Here is a 17,731-nt window from a genome sequence, read left to right as displayed (position 1 = left end):
CCATTTTACTGCTGAAGTTCCTCACGCAGCCATTCCATATATTTTTCTTTATCCATAAAATCGGGGGCACTGCCTGTATCTAAACTAAAATATTGCTGATTGAACTGAATCACAATCTGTTCGGTATGATGCCAGCCTTCAATCATTTGAAAATACTGGTTGAAGAAAAAACGATTCTTTCCTCTGTTACTTAAACTTTCTAATTTTGGATAGTTTTTATTTTCAACAAACTCACTATACATCTGCTGAATATCATCAAAAACATGTAGGGTTTTCATGACTCACCTGCCTAGATTTTATATCGTGATCTTTGCAACAGTTTCAATCTAGCAGCAGAATTTGAATGACAGATGACAATCCGATGGCAAAATTGTCATCTTTAAAATGATCAGATTATCGGCTGTCTAGACAAGCTGAAAGCTCGTCAAATATTCAATGCTAATACTCAACAGCAAATGTAACTGGTTTGAAATATCATGTTATCACTCTGTAAATTTAGTGGAATATTCATACAATCAAGCACATCCGCACCGCTCAATTAAAAAAAGTAACTATCTCGAGCGTTAAAATAACCAGTACAAAAACCCTCTTTATTCTCACTATTGAGTTACCAACATGAATACTATTAAAACTGCTGTAGCGATCGCTTTAGTTGCAGGTACAACATCTGCTATGGCTGCTACTGCTGTAGAAACAACTCCAGCCGCTAAAGTTGCTGCTGCAAAAGCACAAGTAAAAGCAGATGCTGCAAAAACTGCGACTGCTGTTAAAACCACAACTGCTGCAACTCAAGCAAAAACTGCTGCCGTAGCTAAAACTGCTGCTCATACAACAGTAGCTGCCAAAGATGCTGTAGTTGCAAAAGCTGCTGATGCAAAACAAGCTACTGTTGCTAAAACTGTTCAAGCAAAAGATGCTGCTGCACACAAAACTGTAGCTGCGAAAGATGTTGTAGTCGCAAAAGCTGCTAATGTAAAACAAGCAACCGTTGCTAAAACTGCTCAAGCAAAAGACGCTGCTGCGCACAAAACTGTAGCTGCCAAAGATGCGGTAGCAACTAAAACTGTTCAAGCAAAAAAAACTGCCGTAGCTAAAACCACTCAAGCAAAAGATGTAACTGAAGAAAAAACTGTAGCTGCGAAAGATGCTGTGGTAGAAAAAGCGGTTGAAGTGAAAGATGCGACTGTTGCAACAACCACTGAAGCAAAAGATGCAACTGTAGAAAAAGCGACTGAAGTTAAACAAGCTGTTGCTGAAAAAGCGGATGCTGTTAAAACTGAAGTAAAAGCTGAGAAAAAATCATTCTTCTCATGGTTTAAAAAATCTGCTGCTTAATCTGCCTGAACGTATATAAGCACTAAAAAAAGATGCCATCTGCTGGCATCTTTTTTTATTTCAGCAGCTTTTTTCTTTATGGTTTAAACAAGTGATGTATCTTAATACAGATTAAAAAATCCTGAATTAAAAACGGGTATATCTTCCTGTTTGGTTTTGTTCACACACATGGCGAAAGCCTGATTGCTTAATTTCACCGAGTATTTTCCACAATACCTAATGTCACCTGTTCTCGAGCGATTTGTACATTCACGGCATTACGGTTTATGCCAAAAGGCTCAAGCAGCACATACAAGCCTTCTCTTGGATCAGGCGATTGCAAACCCCGGGCAATGGCCAATATATGTTGTTGTAGTGGCAATGGCAGGCTGTTGATGTCTGGCATAGGGGGTTCAGGAACCAGATCTATAGTCATCAGAATCGTAGGATCTACGACAAAATTCTGGGTATCCATCTGGATTTGCATAATCCGGTGCTGCAAGGCTCTCTCTCGTTGATGATCATGTGGATCATACATGACCTGTACTGTTTCGGCTTCAGCTCTTAACTCCGAATCCGTTAAGGAACTTAATCCAGATGCATCAGCTATATCGGCAAAAGTAGACGAAATGGAAAAACTTCCGGCAATCGCCAAGATTGCGCAGGACAAATTTTTTAGGAGCTTCATGGCAGTTCTACTCAACAATGAATTGAAGTAAACAAACAACCGTCGACACCTGTAATTGTATAGCGTATGCGCCTTTCAGCCAGTTAGCCCTGACTAGTGGTCTCGCACGACATTCTAACTTTCGTTAAAAAACCTGCCCATTTCACCGCTTAAAAAACATGAGAACTGCTTCTATAAAAAAGCTCTACACTGGATCATGTTTCTATAAATCAGATTTTTATCTTCTCCTGCTTTACTGCCCCGCTGACATAAAAATTCCGTCATAATCTTTATTTTTCTCGCATTCCAACGCGTAAAAGTACAGGAAATGTTACATCTAAGGGTTCAGCTTCAGCTTGCAAAGCCTCTGAAATCAGCTGTAATGGATCATGCGTGTTGTGATCTTGATAATGTTTCAGCGCTGACCAGGTTTTCAAATAACTAAGCAATTGCTGCCCGGTCCACTGATAATGCAAATGCAGTTCCGGTACAGTTTGTTCCTGAAAAGGAAATGGAATGGTTTGATACAGCTCATCAATATAACGGCGTTCACTGTCCCAATAGCCTTTTAAGGTTTCAAAATACAGCTGCTGAACCAAACGGTTGATTGCAGCATCCTTTACGTCCATAAGGCCATAACCAATGGCAGCGAACACACCTTGCGGTTTAAGCACCCGTGTCACTTCTTTATAAAACACGTCAAAATCAAACCAGTGTATGGCTTGTGCCACCGTCACCAAATCGAGGGACTGCTCTGGAATGGTGGTCTGCTCTGCCGCTTGTACCTGATAGCTGACATTTTCAAAATAAGGCGCTTGTTGTAACTGAGCCTCGCTAATATCTGTAGCCAGCACATGCTCGAAATAGGGAGCCAGAAGCTGGGTAAACTGGCCTGAGCCCGCGCCACAATCCCAGGCAAAAGTTCGTTCTGGCACATGACGTAAAATTTCTTTGACAATTTGGCTGGAATAGCTCGGACGGGCCTGCTTATAGCGCACACTATTGCTGGAAAAAAGATCTTTCATTTAACGATGCTCAAATATTTTTATCAGTTTAATCAATAATCTGATCGATTCTAAAACTGGTCTGGGCAATGGGCACCAGCTGATCATTCAATTGATAATATTTAACATCGTATGTACCCACTTTCCAGCCTTTTGCCGGATTAAAACTGACCCAGTTTTGTTCCCGATTGACACTGATGCGCTGAGGCATAAAAAACAGCACCTCACCTGTAGCCTGGTTGCTCCAGCGAACAAAAACCTGCTCGTTATTCGGCGTTTTTCCCAAAGTATCAAAATGGGCAAAAAGCTGCTGTCCGGCATATATCTGTCTCGGCAGCACGTTATTGCTTATATATTGTTGCTGCGCCGTGACGCTGGCCTGACCGGTCATGGCTTCATTCGGATCATTTTTTGCATCGACAAATTCACCGACCAAACGTTTGGAAAACTCGCGCTTGTTGTGGATAGCAGATAAATCATAGTCCGGAAAAGCCTGCTGTAGATATTTATCAATCTGCTCGGGTGTGGCCTGATCGATAACGCTATTGACCTGGGTTTTCTGTTTTTTCAGCTGTTGCTGCAATACCTGATGATTATCAGGTTGCGCTTGCGTATTTTGCTGAATGGTCTGGATAAAATTTTCCACAGCCATATCCTGAGTATGCTCAGGAACAGATGGTGCAGATTCAGGCTTGGATGGGGCAACAAAATAGCCCAATCCAAAACACAGAATGCCAATCAGCAGCGGCATCACAAATTTCATGCGGCTTAAATACACGACTTAGTTGCAGCGAATGGTTTCAGTCAGGTTTCCGACCGTGATATTCAAGCTACCTGTAGGAAATAATGTCCCTGCAGCGACTTGCTGCCTGGTCAAATTGGTTCCTGAAAGCAGTCTTAATCCCTCCGAAGTACACAGTCCGGTTTGAGTATCATTGGTCAGTCTTGCCACACAGCCATTTACCGTCACTTGATGGATATTTGCTCCAGGTTGAGCACATAGCTGAGTAATCACAACGGAAGAAGGTGATTGCAGCTCACAGGCTGAACAGTCCTGATTTGGACCACCACAGGCATCGGCCGCTTTTTCACTGCGGCAAATATAAGTTTGCGTACCAAAGGTAAAGGTTTTCTCAAAAGAAGAGTTGAAGTTATCTCCAAATCCACTACCACCACAAGCTGTGACCAATACCGATAAAAAAGTGAGTACGGGGAGCGCGATTCTTTTCATTGTGGAGTCTCCAATAGCTATTACTTTGATTTTATAACAAATTTTTAACATGGGGGAAATGTAAAGCGAGAAAAATTATTGCATTTTCGGTGTCGCTACCGCAGTACAGAAGGATTATTCACAGAACGTTCAAGCGTACCCATATTGATATTGTTCAGGTTGATCTGTAGATATGTACCACGTTCGAGGGGCTGCATACTGTTGCTACGGTCTATGCCAAAGGGTTGCAACATAATATACAAACCTTGCGTAGGATCACTCGACTGTAAACCCTGAGCAATATTCAATACATGTTGTTGTAGTAAGGGAGGTAAGGAATTGAGGTCTGGCTGTGATTGTAAAGGCTGAATTTCAAGATTGGCAACCATATGACTGTCTATCATAAAGTTTTGGGCTTCACGTGAATTACGAATCATTTGATGCTGTAAAGCACGGCGGTTCATCTCATCATTCTGATACGGCACAACCCCTGTTTCTGTACGCAGTTCTGGCTCAGCCAGTACTTGCAGGGTTGGCAAGGTCACAGTGTCATCCGCATGAGCCATCATGCTTTCTGTACAACCGAACATCAACACCAACGCAGAGATTTTTAGAAGATTCATAAGCTTGACTCGTAACGTAATTTCAAGGCAATGCAGCTTCACACTATGCAAGGAAAATGCTTCTCACCGCAACTGTATAGGTTATAGCCTACATGAAATTCCGTTTTTGCTCACATTGACTCGGATAAACGGTCTTTTTTGCTTGCTCAAATCTATTTTTGCTATCCAGCTCTTTCCAGAGCTTTATTGCATCTGGCATGTAGAAAAAAGTATCCCGACAAAACCGACAGGCAAAAAAAATCCCCAAACAATGTTTGAGGATTTTTTGAATATGGTGGCGAGACCCAGGATCGAACTGGGGACACACGGATTTTCAATCCGTTGCTCTACCTACTGAGCTATCACGCCAATGCCGTGTATTAAGCCGTATCTGTTATCAATAGTCAATATAATTCATCACATTTTTATTTGATCGAATATTTTTTACCCAAAAAAAATCCCTGATGGGATCAGGGATTGAAATCTTGAAACAGATTTTAAATATGGTGGCGAGACCCAGGATCGAACTGGGGACACACGGATTTTCAATCCGTTGCTCTACCTACTGAGCTATCACGCCGATGCCGCGTATTAAACAGTTTAAGTGTTTTTCAGTCAAGCAAGTTTTGGGCTTTTTAAAGCAAACGTTTATTTTTACAGCAATTTGGCGTTTATTTGCTTATTTTTTATTTAAAACTCAAATAATTATTGAGTGGCATCCATATTTTTCCTCATAAAAAAGCAGCCTTGAGGCTGCTTTTTTATTTGCCAGGCGGGTTTAGATTTTTTCCAGATGGGCCAGGCAACGATGAATTGCTCCACAGCCCGGCTCAAATGTCTTCACGCCTTTTTCTTCTTCCATCCGGCACACTTCACTGACCAGACGTTCGGCAACCCCGCGTCCACGGTTGGCCGGATGAACCACAATATTTTCCAGGATTCGGCTTTCACCCTGCCCGGTACACCAAATCGCCCCAATCAGTTTAGTATTAAATTCTGCTGTGTAAACTAGGGTATACTGAGCCAAGTTTTGCTCTAGTTGTTCAATGGCATCCTGCCCGTCACCAAATTCTGGGCTGGTGTCATACAGTCGCTCAAGCTGGCTGCGCACTTCGTCATTTTCTAGTGAAGTATAAGCATGTACGGTAATAGGCATTGATTAACCCTCCTGAGCAATCTAATATGCGGGGACTTCGTCACCCGCGAAAAAACATTTTACATCATCATTTTTGACGTTTTTGAGGAACGTGTCTATGACGCAACGTATCAGTGAAGTGGTAAGAAACACTAACGAAACCAAAATCCGAGTTCGTGTGAATCTTGATGGTACAGGTCAAGGCACTCTCAATACAGGTGTCCCATTTTTAGATCATATGATTGATCAAATCAAGCGACACGGTTTGTTCGATATCGACATTCACTGTGATGGTGACCTGGAAATTGATGACCATCACACCGTAGAAGACTGTGGTATCACACTCGGTCAGGCATTTGCCCAGGCATTGGGTGATAAAAAAGGCTTACGTCGTTATGGTCACTTCTATGCCCCACTGGATGAATCTTTAAGCCGTGTTGTGGTTGATTTATCTGGTCGCCCTGGCTTGTGGATGGATATTCCATTCACTCGCGCACGTATTGGTAGCTTTGATGTTGATCTATTCTCTGAATTTTTTCAAGGTTTTGTGAATCACGCCTTAATGACGCTGCACATTGATAACCTGAAAGGTAAAAACAGCCACCACCAGATTGAAAGCGTATTTAAAGCTTTTGCTCGTGCGCTACGTATGGCATGTGAAGTTGACCCACGTGCCGAAGGTAAAGTTGCTTCAACTAAAGGTACTTTGTAATGACCCGTATTGCCCTTCTTGATTATGGTATGGGAAATTTACACTCTGCAGCCAAAGCCTTGGAACATGTAGGCGCAACTGTAGATGTCACCAATGATCCCAAACTGATTGCGCAAGCCGATAAAATTGTATTTCCGGGTGTAGGCGCAATGCGTGACTGTATGCAAGGCATGCATGAAGCAGGCATTGATGAAGTGGTACGCCATGCCGTATTTAACAAGCCTGTACTGGCGATTTGTGTCGGTATGCAAGCACTGATGCAACGCTCGGAAGAAAATGGCGGTTCAGATGCGCTGGGTATTTTTGCAGGTGAAGTGAAGCGTTTCCCGGATGTGGAAGGTTTAAAAGTTCCGCATATGGGCTGGAACCAGGTGCATCAGGCTGACCCAAGTCACCCGATGTGGAAAGACATTGAACAGGATGCACGTTTCTATTTTGTGCATAGCTTTTATGTTGAACCTCAAGATAAAAGCATTGTGGCTGCCACTTGTGACTATGGTTTAGAGTTCTGCACGGCACTGCATAAAGAGAACCTGTTTGCAACGCAGTTCCACCCTGAAAAGAGCCATACCGCGGGTCTACAGTTGCTGAAAAACTTTGTGGAATGGAAGATCTAAACTCATTCCAGTCAGTTTAAAAAAGCTCACTTCGGTGGGCTTTTTATTTATTCGGGATTTTCCCCTTTGTTTTTTACTAAAAAATGCTTATGCTTTGACCAAATATTCAACATATTTATTTAAAAAGTATAGGAAAATAATAATGAACTCCATTTCAAATGACTCCGCCTTGAATGCTGCCGGCCGTTTTGGGCGCTTATCTTATCTGGGCTGGAATGGTCTGCTATTGTTGGTCGTGATGACACTGGGCATTCTGAGCGCCATCCTGCTTCCTGGTTTTGCACCAGAACCCGGCCAAGGCATGTCAATTTTCCCCATGTTGCTGTTAGGCATTGTCTATATTGCGATGATTTACTTCTCTTTTATTTTCGCGATTCGTCGTCTGCATGACCTGAACAAAAGTGGCTGGTTGTCTTTGCTGATGTTAATACCATTGGTCAATTTGGGTTTAGCCATGTATTTAACCTTTGCCAAAGGTGATGAACATGAAAACCAGTTTGGTTTCCCATATAACACAAAAACCTGGGAAAAAGTGTTGGCATGGTTCTATGTGCTGATTTTCCCAATCGGTATTTTAGCTGCAATCGCTATCCCTGCTTATCAAGACTATGTACAGCGCGCACATCAAGCGCAAATAGAAATACAGCAGCAAGCAGAGCAAAACCACTAATAACTTCCGCTATACATGACTAAAGCCTGCAATATGCAGGCTTTATTTTTGCCTAAAATTTGAAAAACAATTAAGCTGAATGACAATAAACCACGCTATCAATTGTTATGGAAGAGTCGCTGCTTCAAATCCTGCCCAGCAAAGAACAAATTCAGGCCTTCCCTTTATTTCAGAATCTTCCATCAACACAGATTCAGGTCATTCACAGCCTGGAACAGTGTCATGCTTTGGAAGCAGAATTAAAACACTGTGCTGTTCTGGGTTTCGACAGCGAATCCAAACCCACCTTTACAAAAGGTGAAGTTTCCACTGGTCCGCATCTCATTCAATTGGCGACTTTGGAAAAAGCCTATTTATTCCAGATTAATCCACAAATATTAGCGTTTTTAAAACCCATTTTTGAAAATCCGGATCAGATTAAAGTTGGCTTTGGCTTAAAAAATGATGCCCATCTATTCCGTAAAAAAGGCATCGAACTGAATAGTGTAATTGAACTGTCAAAATGCTTTAAAGCTTTGGGTTTCAACAACCCGATGGGACTCAAAAATGCCATGGCACTGTTATTTCAGATCAATTTTCCTAAAAGTAAAAAAATCAGCACTTCCAACTGGGCAAGAAAAACCCTGACTCCCCATCAAATTGACTATGCCGCTGCCGATGCCTATGCGCCGGTTTTAGTGTTTGAAGAGTTACTGCGCTTGGGCTTAATTCCGAAACATATTCCCAATACTTCATTAAAGTTACGTATTCGCCCGAACAAAATAAAAGCTGAAACTGATGCTTAGAGATTTGCCAATACTTTGTTAAGATGGAACACAATGAATTCAATAAGATTTGGCAAGGAGCGAAAGCATGCTGATCATCCCTGCAATTGACCTGAAAGATGGCAAATGTGTCCGTTTAAAACAAGGCCGTATGGAAGACGATACCGTATTTTCTGACGATCCGGTTGCGACTGCACAGCATTGGGTAAATGAAGGCGCACGCCGCTTACATCTGGTGGATTTAAACGGTGCTTTCGCAGGTACACCAATTCACAAACCTGTGGTTGAAGCCATTGCTAAAGCGCAACCAGAGCTACCGATTCAAATTGGCGGTGGTATCCGCTCGCTTGAAACCATTGAACACTATTTAGATGCTGGCGTATCCTTCGTGATTATTGGAACCAAAGCAGTTCAGAATCCTGAGTTTGTTGAAGAAGCCTGCAAAAAATTTGCCGGTCACATTATTGTGGGTATCGATGCCATGAATGGCATGGTGGCTACCGATGGCTGGGCAAATGTCACTGACGTAAAAGCGACCGATCTGGCAAAACGTTTTGCTGATGCCGGTGTATCGAGCATTGTCTATACTGACATCGCACGTGACGGTATGATGCAAGGTGTAAACATCGAACAGACCGTTAATCTTGCAACCTATTCAGGTTTGCCTGTAATTGCTTCTGGCGGTGTAACCAATCTTGATGACGTTCGTAAATTAAAAGGCCAGCCAGGTATTTTAGGTGCGATTACCGGTCGTGCAATCTATGAAGGCACGCTGAACCTTCGTGAAGCGCAATCACTTTGGGATGATCAATCCATTTAATATCTCGATCCATCCTTAAGAGGTCTTCGGACCTCTTTTTTATTTCAATAAATTTCTTCGCTGTATAGACATGTCAAACACCCCTTCCTGGTTTAACAGCAAAGCTCCGCAGCTTGCCTTAATTTTAATTACCATAATTTGGGGCGGCTCATTTATCACCGTGCAATACGGTTTAAATTTTGCCAGTCCAATGTTTTTTGTCGGCTGCCGTTTTGCTGCAGCAATGTTTTTTGTCAGCCTGTTTTCCTGGAAGGATTTAGGCGGAATCCAACTCAAGGAAATTGCCGCAGGGGCTTTGATTGGCTTGGTGATTGCCTTGGGTTATGGCACGCAAACTATTGGACTGCAAAGCATCAGCAGTAGTGAGTCTGCATTTTTAACGGCGCTGTATGTGCCTTTAGTGCCGATTCTATTATGGTTATTGTTCCGTAAAACACCACAACTCATGACTTGGTGTGGCGCAGCACTGGCCTTTTTAGGATTGGTCTTTTTAACCGGCAATGGCCTTGGGCAAGTACAACTGAACTTTGGACAAATGATCACCATTCTCGGTTCAATCGCCATCGCCCTTGAAATTATTCTGATCGGTTTCTTTGCCGCTAAAGTCAATGTCCGCCGTGTCACGGTGATTCAGCTCGGCTTTGCTTCTCTTTTTGCTTTTTGCATGATGCCTGTGACGGGTGAAAGCTGGAATCCGGTATTTTCCTGGCCACTGATCATGATTTTATCTGGTTTAGGCTGTGCCAGTGCCGTCATTCAATTGGTCATGAACTGGGCGCAACGAGAAGTTGATCCCGCTCAAGCAGCAATTATCTACTCGGGTGAACCGGTTTGGGCGACCCTGATTGGCCGTATTGCGGGTGAACGTTTACCCCTATTAGCGATTTTAGGTGGAGTACTGGTAGTGCTTGGTGTGATTGTCAGTGAATGGAAACCGAAATTTTTAAAGAAAAATAAAGAAGTAAATCCTTAAAAGATCTCTTGATCCTAGCCAAAATAATGGACATGTAGTCCCTCTAAAGATAACGTAACGTTAACTTTGGAGATGTAAAAATGGCTAAACGCTTTAGTCCAGAATTTAAACAGCAAGCAATTGATTATGCACTTTCAAACTCACACGAGTCTGTAGCTGCAATCGCCCAGAAATTAGGTGTGGGTTATTCCACATTAGATAAATGGATTCGTGAAGCTAACCCAACAGGTTCAAGTAAACGTCAACTCTCACCGGAACAACAGCGCATTCTAGATTTAGAGAAAGAGGTCAAACAACTCAGGGAAGCCAATGACATTTTAAAAAAGGCGCATGTGTACTTCCTAACAGATCATGCCAAGAAAAGTACACGGTAATTCAAGATTTGGATGCGAATGAAATCACTGTATCTTCTGCCTGTAAATGCCTAGGTGTCAGCACTTCAGGCTATTATGCCTGGCGAAAACGCCAGGCCCATATAGCGCAGAAATACAATGATTTAAAAGTCGTATATTGGCAGCATCATGCACGCTTGGGTGCACCGTCATTGGTACACGACATGCATGATTTAGGTTACTGCATGAGTGAACGTACAGTTGGAAGGATGCTAAAAAAGCTCGGTTTACGCAGCAAGATTTCCCGCAAATATAAGCATACAACTGATTCAAATCATCGTTTGCCGACGGCACCGAATTTGTTAGATCGCCAGTTTACAGTCACTCGGCCAAATAGAATTTGGACGACCGATATAACGTATATTCACACCAAAGAAGGTTGGTTGTACTTATGCGTGATGCTAGATTTATTTAGTCGTCGTATTGTGGGTTGGCAAACCAGCCATCGAATAGACCGTCAATTGGCGTGTGATGCATTTAATTATGCAATGGCTCGTCAGGGGTATCCAATGGATGTTATGGTCCATTCTGACCAAGGCTCACAGTACTGTAGTCGAGATTTTAGAGCGCTATTGTTGACGAATAACTGCATTCAAAGCATGTCTAGACGAGGCAACTGCTGGGATAATGCGGTGACGGAAAGCTTCTTTCATACATTGAAAGGTCATGTGGTACACGGGAGTGTGTTTACTACCCGAAAAGAAGCCAATGCTGTCTTGTTTGAATATATTGAGATTTACTACAATCGAATTAGACGGCATTCTGCAAATGGCTGGTTAAGTCCAGAAGCTTTTGAACAGAATTATTTTAAGAATTTAGAGGGACCGATTGTCCACGATACTGTCTAGGATCACCCTTTTTAAAGGGAGGTTGGGAGGGATTAAGTTTTTATAAAAAATATCCTCATCCCACTCCTCTCTTGCACTTCGTTTAAAGCTCTGCTTTAAACTTTTTCAGGGAAAGGGGCATCATATTATTTCATAAATGTTTGAGTTACATAATGGAATCCCTCTCCTTCTAAGAGGTGAGCATCCTCAGAATATATTCTAAGTGCGCAAGGGAAAGATTATATCTTTGACCAAGTTTTACCATTTTGATAATCCCCCTAAATCCACCTTTTTCAAAGGGGGACTTTAAAGCTTCTTCCTTTAAAAAGGAGGGAGCTTGAATTATTTCACCTTCATTTTGCGGATCATTTTATACAGTGTGCTTGGTGATAAGCGCGACACCCATACACCCAGTTTTTCTTTGGTTCCCCCGACCACAATGTATTCTTCACCGTTCAGCAAGGCATTCACTACCGTTTTGGCAAACACTTCTGGCTCTAAACCATTTTCAATCGCTTCATCCTGATGTCCTTGTGGCTTGCCTTCGCCATTTAAGGCATTAAAAGACACATTGGTTTTGACAAAACCCGGGAACACCACACTCACATTCACGCCATCTTGTGCCACCTCTGCACGCAGGCTATTGGCCCACATATGAATGGCCGCTTTTGCCGCCGAATAGCTGGCACGGTACTGGGTCCCCAATAAACCCGCCACACTGGAAACAAAGATAATCCGGCCAGACTTCTGTTTCAGGAAAGTCGGCAAAACGGTTTTGGTCAGAAAAACTTGCGAGAAGTAATCCACTTCCATAATCGCGCGTTCGGTTTGCATGGTGGTATCGGCAATTAGGGCACGCTGGCTTAAACCGGCATTGTTAATCAACCAGTCAATACGACCTTTTTGGTTCAGTACCTGTTCATAGGCATGGCGAACCTGATTTTCATTGCTAATATCGGCACTGATACACATATGCTGCTCAGGATGGGCAAGACTTAAACGGACATTTTCCAGCTCCTCCGCGCGGCGTGCAGTCAGTACCACCTGCGCACCCTGCAAGGCACATTCCTGAGCAAGTGCCTTACCCAAGCCTGAAGATGCACCGGTAATCCATACTACTTTATTGTCTAAACTGCCCTGCTGCGCCATGTGATGGTTCCTGTTTTAAGTTACGATTCAGAATTGTTTGAGCTGTCTTTTTTAGGCTCTGGATTCAAAAACATCAGAAAATGATCAAAGTAACGATGGGTTTCGTGAGCATCGTAATAAGTCCCGATTTTTTCTAAACGTTTATAGCCTATTTGCGTGGTAAAACTAATAACACCATTTAAGGTTTTATCAACCACAAAATTGAATTTCAACATTTTTTTAGGCTCACGTACCAAATGTGTCACGCCCTGATCGACCATTTCGGTAAAAGCTTTCAAAGCAGGCGAAACGTATTGGCTATTGCCGCTTTTGACTTGTTCCACACAGCCTAGCAGTTCCACCACCAACACATGATCAACACGATAGGAAATATAGTTTTGACCATTTTTTTCGTGTGCCATCTTAATCAAATAATTGACCATAGGAATCAAACGGTCATTACCAAAAAATGAAACTGACCACGGCATATATTTACGGACGGTATCGATAATTTGTTGAACTGCCTTTTCAGATTCCCGATCATCCGAGGTAGATAAACGGGCAATTTCACCAAACACCTGGTCGACAATTTCACAGGAGATATCTGCCAGCACTTCACCCAGCGGTTTGGCCAGACTTTCGTTTTCCCCCTGATTCAGTTGCTGGTGTATTTGCTGGAACCGTTGATGCGTTTCGGCCTTTAATTTTAAAGAAATCATATAACTCATAATAATTATCTCCTTTTAGAATTGTTCTGCGATCATCTGCGCTGTTTTTATAATACTCTCATCATAGAACCTAATTGTGTATGTGCCAAATGCTTATTTTTTGCATTTTCTTTAGCTGCCTAATCTGTCTTTTTTTTTGCTACAATAGGTACAATTTTTTATTCACTTTCGATCTGTTTTCACTATGACTGATTCTGCGCAAAATATTGCTACGACCTACGATCCTACCGAGATCGAGAAAAAATGGTACAAGACTTGGGAAGAGAACGGCTACTTCAAGCCATCTCAGAAAGGCGATTCATTCTGTATCATGATTCCGCCACCAAACGTCACCGGTAGTTTGCACATGGGTCATGGTTTTAACAATGCCATTATGGATGCCTTGACTCGCTATAACCGTATGTCTGGCAAAAACACCTTATGGCAACCAGGTACTGACCATGCCGGTATCGCAACGCAAATGGTTGTTGAGCGTCAGTTGGGTGCGCAAGGTGTGAGCCGTCATGACCTTGGCCGTGAAAAGTTCATCGAAAAAGTCTGGGAATGGAAAGAACAATCTGGCGGTAACATCACCCGTCAAATCCGTCGTTTAGGTTCATCTGTAGACTGGTCACGTGAACGCTTCACCATGGATGAAGGCTTATCGAATGCGGTTAAAGAAGTGTTTGTTAAGCTGCATGAAGAAGGCTTAATTTACCGTGGTAAACGTCTGGTTAACTGGGATCCAAAATTACAAACTGCGCTTTCTGATTTAGAAGTTGAGTCTGATAAAGAAGAAGCAGGTTCGCTGTGGCATTTCAAATATTTCTTTGAAGATAAATCACTGCGTACCCACGACGGTAAAGATCACATCGTGGTTGCTACGACTCGTCCTGAAACATTGTTAGGTGATACAGCTGTTGCAGTTGCGCTGGATGATGAACGTTATGCTGATTTAGTCGGCAAAAACATCATCCTGCCAATCACAGGTCGTGCAGTTGCAATTGTTAAAGACGAATATGTGGACAAAGAATTTGGTACCGGCTGTGTAAAAATCACCCCTGCGCATGACTTCAATGACTATGAAGTAGGTAAACGTTGCGAATTGCCAATCATCAACATCTTCAACAAAAATGCAGAAGTGTTGGCAGAGTTTGAATATATCGCGAAAGCGGGCGAACAAATTTCTAAGACGATTCCTGCTCCTGCGGACTACATTGGCTTAGAACGTTTTGAAGCACGTAAGAAATTGGTTGCTCAAGCGGAAGCTGAAGGTTGGTTAGATCAAATTCAACCGTACACGCTTAAGCCACCTCGCGGTGACCGTTCAGGCGTAATCGTTGAGCCGTTATTGACGGACCAATGGTATGTAAAAATTGCACCGCTTGCTGAGCCTGCAATTAAAGCGGTGAAAGATGGCGACATCAAATTTGTACCTGAACAATACAGCAACATGTACATGGCCTGGATGAACAACATTCAAGACTGGTGTATCTCTCGTCAATTGTGGTGGGGTCACCGTATCCCAGCTTGGTACGATGCTGAAGGCAATGTATTCGTTGGTCGTGACGAAGCCGAAGTTCGCGCGAAAAACAACATCGCCCCTGAAGTTGAATTGAAACAAGATGAAGACGTGCTTGATACTTGGTTCTCTTCTGGTCTTTGGACATTCTCAACTTTAGGTTGGACTGGCGACGCGGCGAAAGACAAAGAAAACTACTTCTTAAATACCTTCCACCCGACTGATGTACTGGTAACTGGTTTCGACATCATCTTCTTCTGGGTTGCCCGCATGATCATGATGACCATGCACTTCATGAAAAATGAAGATGGCACGCCACAAGTTCCGTTTAAAACTGTGTACGTTCACGGTTTGGTACGTGATGGCGAAGGTCAGAAGATGTCTAAATCTAAGGGCAACGTGCTTGACCCATTAGACTTGATTGACGGTGTTGATCTTGAAACCTTGGTACAAAAACGTACCTTTGGTTTGATGAACCCGAAACAAGCGGCGAAGATTGAAAAATCAACCCGTAAAGAATTCCCAGAAGGCATTCAGGCTTACGGTACAGATGCAGTTCGTTTCACTTTCTGTGCGCTTGCCAACACCGGTCGTGACATCAAGTTCGATATGAAACGTGTGGAAGGTTACCGTAACTTCGCCAACAAAATCTGGAACGGTACACGTTTCGTTTTAATGAATGTTGAAGGTCAAACGGTTGGTCAAACTGCACGTCCTGATCTTTGGGAATTGCCTGAACAGTGGATCGTCAGCCGTCTGCAAAAGGCGGAAGCTGCTGTACAGCAAGCATTTGCGACTTATCGTTTAGACTTGGCTGCGCAAGCGATTTACGAGTTCATCTGGAATGAATATTGTGACTGGTATGTTGAGCTTACCAAACCAGTTCTGAACGATGAAAACGTATCTGAAGAACGTAAAGCTGAAGTTCGTCGTGTATTGTTAGCAGTCATGGAAGCGTCTTTACGTCTTGCTCACCCAATCATGCCGTACTTGACTGAAGAAATTTGGCAAACCCTTGCGCCAATGATCGGTCTAGGTGCTGAAACCATTATGCTTGCGCCATACCCTGTTGCTGACCAAGCGTTAATAAATGATCAAGCTGAAGCTGATATGCAATGGCTTCAAGGGATGATTGGTGCGGTACGTAACATCCGTGGTGAGATGGGTCTAGGTAATGCGCGCTTGTTGCCTGTTCTGCTTCAAAACACCACTGAAGCTGAAAAAGCGCAAATCGCGCGTATTGAACCGTTGTTTAAAGCATTGGCAAAAGTTGAAAGCATTACCTTCTTGGCTGATGCTGAACAACCACCATTGTCTTCTTCATCTGTAATTGGTCACGTATCTGTATACGTTCCAATGAAGGGCTTGATTGATCCTAAAGCGGAATTGGGTCGTCTACAAAAGGACTTAGACAAGGTTCAAAAGCAACATGACCAAATTGCGACTAAACTAGGCAATGAAGGTTTTGTGGCGAAAGCACCTGCTGCTGTGGTTGAAGGCGAGAAAGTAAAACTTGCTGAGTTTGCTGATCAGTTAGCGAAGATTAAAGCGAATATGGAGCAGATTGCAGCGCTTTAATGTGTTGTTAATTTGATCTAATTTGTGTATAAAGGGCTGATTATTCAGCCCTTTATTTTATAGACAATAAAAATGAAAAGAATATTAATCATTACAAATTTAATATTGCTCAGTATGGCGGACGTAAATGCTGAAATTATCGAAATTCCTGAAAAAATCATTTTATCTCAAGAGGATTTTTATTTAAAAGGCAAAGTCAAAACCATGACCTTATCTTATCGCGCAGACTTATCTAAACGTTTAAATCCCACAGGGGAAATGATAATTCATTTTTATGTAAATGGATTAGTAAAACAAATTGAATCAAGCGAAGGAGTGCTAGGACAAGAATTTTTCTATGAAGAAAATCCACTAAAATTAGTACAGCATAATACTTTTTACAATTCAAATAAGCAGACTAAAATAAATTATCTAGTAGGTTCAATAAAGGCTTATACAGAAAATCATCCTAGTGCTATTTTTTATATTTCTCCCCTAGTGACAAATATGGTTGCACTTAAAAAAAATATAACTTATCAAGAAAATTTAGAAATCATTGAATCTTATTCACAAAATTCACAATTTAAATTTGATTTAAAATCTAAAGTCACTAATGTCTATGATACTAAAACACATAAATTAATTAATTCAGTTAAAATGATTCCTTCTTTTTTTCAAAAAGATTCTTTTGAAAAAATACAAATTAATTACCATGACTACGGTATAGAATCTAAAGTAAGTAAATTCGGTACCACCCAATATCACTACAAAGATAAAGAACTCATTGAAATAATAAGTTCCAATAAATCCAGCTTATCTATACTGTATTCAGATTATCAGTATGATTCATGTGGAAATTGGATTAAACGAAAATTAACAGATAAAAATAGCCAACAAATAACGATAGAAAATAGACATTTTGATCCTAGCCAAAATAATGGACATGTAGTCCCTCTAAAGATAACGTAACGTTAACTTTGGAGATGTAAAAATGGCTAAACGCTTTAGTCCAGAATTTAAACAGCAAGCAATTGATTATGCACTTTCAAACTCACACGAGTCTGTAGCTGCAATCGCCCAGAAATTAGGTGTGGGTTATTCCACATTAGA

General features: G+C 42.0%; 20 protein-coding genes and 2 tRNA genes. 11 read left to right on the top strand and 11 right to left on the bottom strand.

What is annotated here, in order from left to right:
• Positions 1-5: 5 nt before the first annotated feature.
• Positions 6-278: a hypothetical protein gene (locus B9T26_RS14840; RefSeq protein ID WP_086200426.1), complete on the bottom strand. Its 273-nt coding sequence runs from the start codon at positions 276-278 to the stop codon at positions 6-8.
• Between the two features lie 337 nt (positions 279-615).
• Here B9T26_RS14840 and B9T26_RS14835 point away from each other — a divergent pair, with 337 nt between their 5' ends.
• Positions 616-1,335 carry a hypothetical protein gene (locus B9T26_RS14835; protein ID WP_086200425.1) on the top strand — a complete coding sequence of 240 codons (720 nt, stop codon included), beginning with the start codon at positions 616-618 and terminating at the stop codon, positions 1,333-1,335.
• Between the two features lie 193 nt (positions 1,336-1,528).
• Here the strand turns inward: B9T26_RS14835 and B9T26_RS14830 are convergent, their stop codons facing one another.
• From B9T26_RS14830 to B9T26_RS14790, 8 genes are all read right to left on the bottom strand, one after another.
• A complete protein-coding gene (locus B9T26_RS14830; RefSeq protein WP_086200424.1) occupies positions 1,529-2,002 on the bottom strand; it encodes a hypothetical protein in 474 nt (157 codons plus the stop codon).
• A 269-nt stretch (positions 2,003-2,271) separates the two neighbouring features.
• A complete protein-coding gene (locus B9T26_RS14825; RefSeq protein WP_086200423.1) occupies positions 2,272-3,006 on the bottom strand; it encodes a class I SAM-dependent methyltransferase in 735 nt (244 codons plus the stop codon).
• Positions 3,007-3,034: 28 nt separating this feature from the next.
• Positions 3,035-3,736, bottom strand: coding sequence for a hypothetical protein (locus B9T26_RS14820; protein ID WP_086200422.1), 702 nt, complete (start codon positions 3,734-3,736; stop codon positions 3,035-3,037).
• A 30-nt stretch (positions 3,737-3,766) separates the two neighbouring features.
• Positions 3,767-4,216, bottom strand: a complete 450-nt coding sequence (locus tag B9T26_RS14815; RefSeq protein WP_086200421.1) for a hypothetical protein — start codon at positions 4,214-4,216, stop codon at positions 3,767-3,769.
• 95 nt (positions 4,217-4,311) lie between these two features.
• Entirely contained in the window at positions 4,312-4,818 is a 507-nt protein-coding gene (locus tag B9T26_RS14810; protein ID WP_086200420.1) for a hypothetical protein, read from the bottom strand.
• 272 nt (positions 4,819-5,090) lie between these two features.
• Positions 5,091-5,166, bottom strand: a tRNA-Phe gene (locus B9T26_RS14800).
• 135 nt (positions 5,167-5,301) lie between these two features.
• Positions 5,302-5,377: transfer RNA gene (locus B9T26_RS14795), tRNA-Phe, on the bottom strand.
• A gap of 198 nt (positions 5,378-5,575) precedes the next feature.
• A complete protein-coding gene (locus B9T26_RS14790) occupies positions 5,576-5,953 on the bottom strand; it encodes a GNAT family N-acetyltransferase (protein WP_086200418.1) in 378 nt (125 codons plus the stop codon).
• A 97-nt stretch (positions 5,954-6,050) separates the two neighbouring features.
• Here B9T26_RS14790 and hisB point away from each other — a divergent pair, with 97 nt between their 5' ends.
• The 7 genes from hisB to B9T26_RS14755 all read left to right on the top strand — a co-directional run bounded on the left by hisB (position 6,051) and on the right by B9T26_RS14755 (position 11,728).
• A complete protein-coding gene (gene hisB, locus B9T26_RS14785) occupies positions 6,051-6,644 on the top strand; it encodes an imidazoleglycerol-phosphate dehydratase HisB (protein ID WP_086200417.1) in 594 nt (197 codons plus the stop codon).
• Positions 6,644-7,261: an imidazole glycerol phosphate synthase subunit HisH gene (gene hisH, locus B9T26_RS14780; RefSeq protein ID WP_086200416.1), complete on the top strand. Its 618-nt coding sequence runs from the start codon at positions 6,644-6,646 to the stop codon at positions 7,259-7,261. The genes hisB and hisH overlap by 1 nt, the downstream gene beginning before the upstream one ends.
• Before the next feature lie 142 nt (positions 7,262-7,403).
• Positions 7,404-7,931: a DUF805 domain-containing protein gene (locus B9T26_RS14775; RefSeq protein ID WP_086200415.1), complete on the top strand. Its 528-nt coding sequence runs from the start codon at positions 7,404-7,406 to the stop codon at positions 7,929-7,931.
• A 107-nt stretch (positions 7,932-8,038) separates the two neighbouring features.
• Positions 8,039-8,716 (top strand): 3'-5' exonuclease, encoded by a 678-nt coding sequence (locus B9T26_RS14770; RefSeq protein WP_086200414.1) that lies wholly within the window; start codon positions 8,039-8,041, stop codon positions 8,714-8,716.
• 67 nt (positions 8,717-8,783) lie between these two features.
• Positions 8,784-9,515 (top strand): 1-(5-phosphoribosyl)-5-[(5-phosphoribosylamino)methylideneamino]imidazole-4-carboxamide isomerase, encoded by a 732-nt coding sequence (gene hisA / locus B9T26_RS14765; protein WP_086200413.1) that lies wholly within the window; start codon positions 8,784-8,786, stop codon positions 9,513-9,515.
• 70 nt (positions 9,516-9,585) lie between these two features.
• Complete coding sequence (locus B9T26_RS14760; RefSeq protein WP_086200412.1) at positions 9,586-10,488, top strand: DMT family transporter; 903 nt, start codon at positions 9,586-9,588, stop codon at positions 10,486-10,488.
• An 80-nt stretch (positions 10,489-10,568) separates the two neighbouring features.
• A protein-coding gene (locus B9T26_RS14755; protein ID WP_121533671.1) for an IS3 family transposase occupies positions 10,569-11,728 on the top strand; the annotation gives its coding sequence in 2 pieces (ribosomal slippage) (positions 10,569-10,815 and positions 10,815-11,728; 1,161 coding nt in all).
• A 321-nt stretch (positions 11,729-12,049) separates the two neighbouring features.
• Here the strand turns inward: B9T26_RS14755 and B9T26_RS14750 are convergent.
• Together B9T26_RS14750 and B9T26_RS14745 are read right to left on the bottom strand one after the other, a co-directional pair.
• Positions 12,050-12,856 carry an SDR family oxidoreductase gene (locus B9T26_RS14750; protein ID WP_086200411.1) on the bottom strand — a complete coding sequence of 269 codons (807 nt, stop codon included), beginning with the start codon at positions 12,854-12,856 and terminating at the stop codon, positions 12,050-12,052.
• A gap of 20 nt (positions 12,857-12,876) precedes the next feature.
• A complete protein-coding gene (locus B9T26_RS14745) occupies positions 12,877-13,563 on the bottom strand; it encodes a hypothetical protein (RefSeq protein WP_086174707.1) in 687 nt (228 codons plus the stop codon).
• 184 nt (positions 13,564-13,747) lie between these two features.
• Here B9T26_RS14745 and B9T26_RS14740 point away from each other — a divergent pair, with 184 nt between their 5' ends.
• From B9T26_RS14740 to B9T26_RS15580, 3 genes are all read left to right on the top strand, one after another.
• On the top strand, positions 13,748-16,642 hold the full coding sequence (locus B9T26_RS14740; RefSeq protein WP_086200410.1) for a valine--tRNA ligase: 2,895 nt from the start codon (positions 13,748-13,750) through the stop codon (positions 16,640-16,642).
• Positions 16,643-16,714: 72 nt separating this feature from the next.
• Complete coding sequence (locus B9T26_RS14735) at positions 16,715-17,590, top strand: hypothetical protein (RefSeq protein WP_086200409.1); 876 nt, start codon at positions 16,715-16,717, stop codon at positions 17,588-17,590.
• 22 nt (positions 17,591-17,612) lie between these two features.
• On the top strand, positions 17,613-17,731 hold a 119-nt coding region (locus B9T26_RS15580), incomplete at its 3' end, for a transposase (protein WP_143223034.1).

Source organism: Acinetobacter sp. ANC 4169 (assembly GCF_002135355.1).
GTDB lineage: Bacteria > Pseudomonadota > Gammaproteobacteria > Pseudomonadales > Moraxellaceae > Acinetobacter.
This window is presented reverse-complemented; position numbering and strand designations above follow the sequence as displayed.

Coding starts and splice junctions, on each gene's coding strand:
- B9T26_RS14840 (WP_086200426.1), bottom strand. CDS start 278: ATGAAAACCCTACATGTTTTTGATGATATTCAGCAGATGTATAGTGAG.
- B9T26_RS14835 (WP_086200425.1), top strand. CDS start 616: ATGAATACTATTAAAACTGCTGTAGCGATCGCTTTAGTTGCAGGTACA.
- B9T26_RS14830 (WP_086200424.1), bottom strand. CDS start 2,002: ATGAAGCTCCTAAAAAATTTGTCCTGCGCAATCTTGGCGATTGCCGGA.
- B9T26_RS14825 (WP_086200423.1), bottom strand. CDS start 3,006: ATGAAAGATCTTTTTTCCAGCAATAGTGTGCGCTATAAGCAGGCCCGT.
- B9T26_RS14820 (WP_086200422.1), bottom strand. CDS start 3,736: ATGCCGCTGCTGATTGGCATTCTGTGTTTTGGATTGGGCTATTTTGTT.
- B9T26_RS14815 (WP_086200421.1), bottom strand. CDS start 4,216: ATGAAAAGAATCGCGCTCCCCGTACTCACTTTTTTATCGGTATTGGTC.
- B9T26_RS14810 (WP_086200420.1), bottom strand. CDS start 4,818: ATGAATCTTCTAAAAATCTCTGCGTTGGTGTTGATGTTCGGTTGTACA.
- B9T26_RS14790 (WP_086200418.1), bottom strand. CDS start 5,953: ATGCCTATTACCGTACATGCTTATACTTCACTAGAAAATGACGAAGTG.
- hisB (WP_086200417.1), top strand. CDS start 6,051: ATGACGCAACGTATCAGTGAAGTGGTAAGAAACACTAACGAAACCAAA.
- hisH (WP_086200416.1), top strand. CDS start 6,644: ATGACCCGTATTGCCCTTCTTGATTATGGTATGGGAAATTTACACTCT.
- B9T26_RS14775 (WP_086200415.1), top strand. CDS start 7,404: ATGAACTCCATTTCAAATGACTCCGCCTTGAATGCTGCCGGCCGTTTT.
- B9T26_RS14770 (WP_086200414.1), top strand. CDS start 8,039: ATGGAAGAGTCGCTGCTTCAAATCCTGCCCAGCAAAGAACAAATTCAG.
- hisA (WP_086200413.1), top strand. CDS start 8,784: ATGCTGATCATCCCTGCAATTGACCTGAAAGATGGCAAATGTGTCCGT.
- B9T26_RS14760 (WP_086200412.1), top strand. CDS start 9,586: ATGTCAAACACCCCTTCCTGGTTTAACAGCAAAGCTCCGCAGCTTGCC.
- B9T26_RS14750 (WP_086200411.1), bottom strand. CDS start 12,856: ATGGCGCAGCAGGGCAGTTTAGACAATAAAGTAGTATGGATTACCGGT.
- B9T26_RS14745 (WP_086174707.1), bottom strand. CDS start 13,563: ATGAGTTATATGATTTCTTTAAAATTAAAGGCCGAAACGCATCAACGG.
- B9T26_RS14740 (WP_086200410.1), top strand. CDS start 13,748: ATGACTGATTCTGCGCAAAATATTGCTACGACCTACGATCCTACCGAG.
- B9T26_RS14735 (WP_086200409.1), top strand. CDS start 16,715: ATGAAAAGAATATTAATCATTACAAATTTAATATTGCTCAGTATGGCG.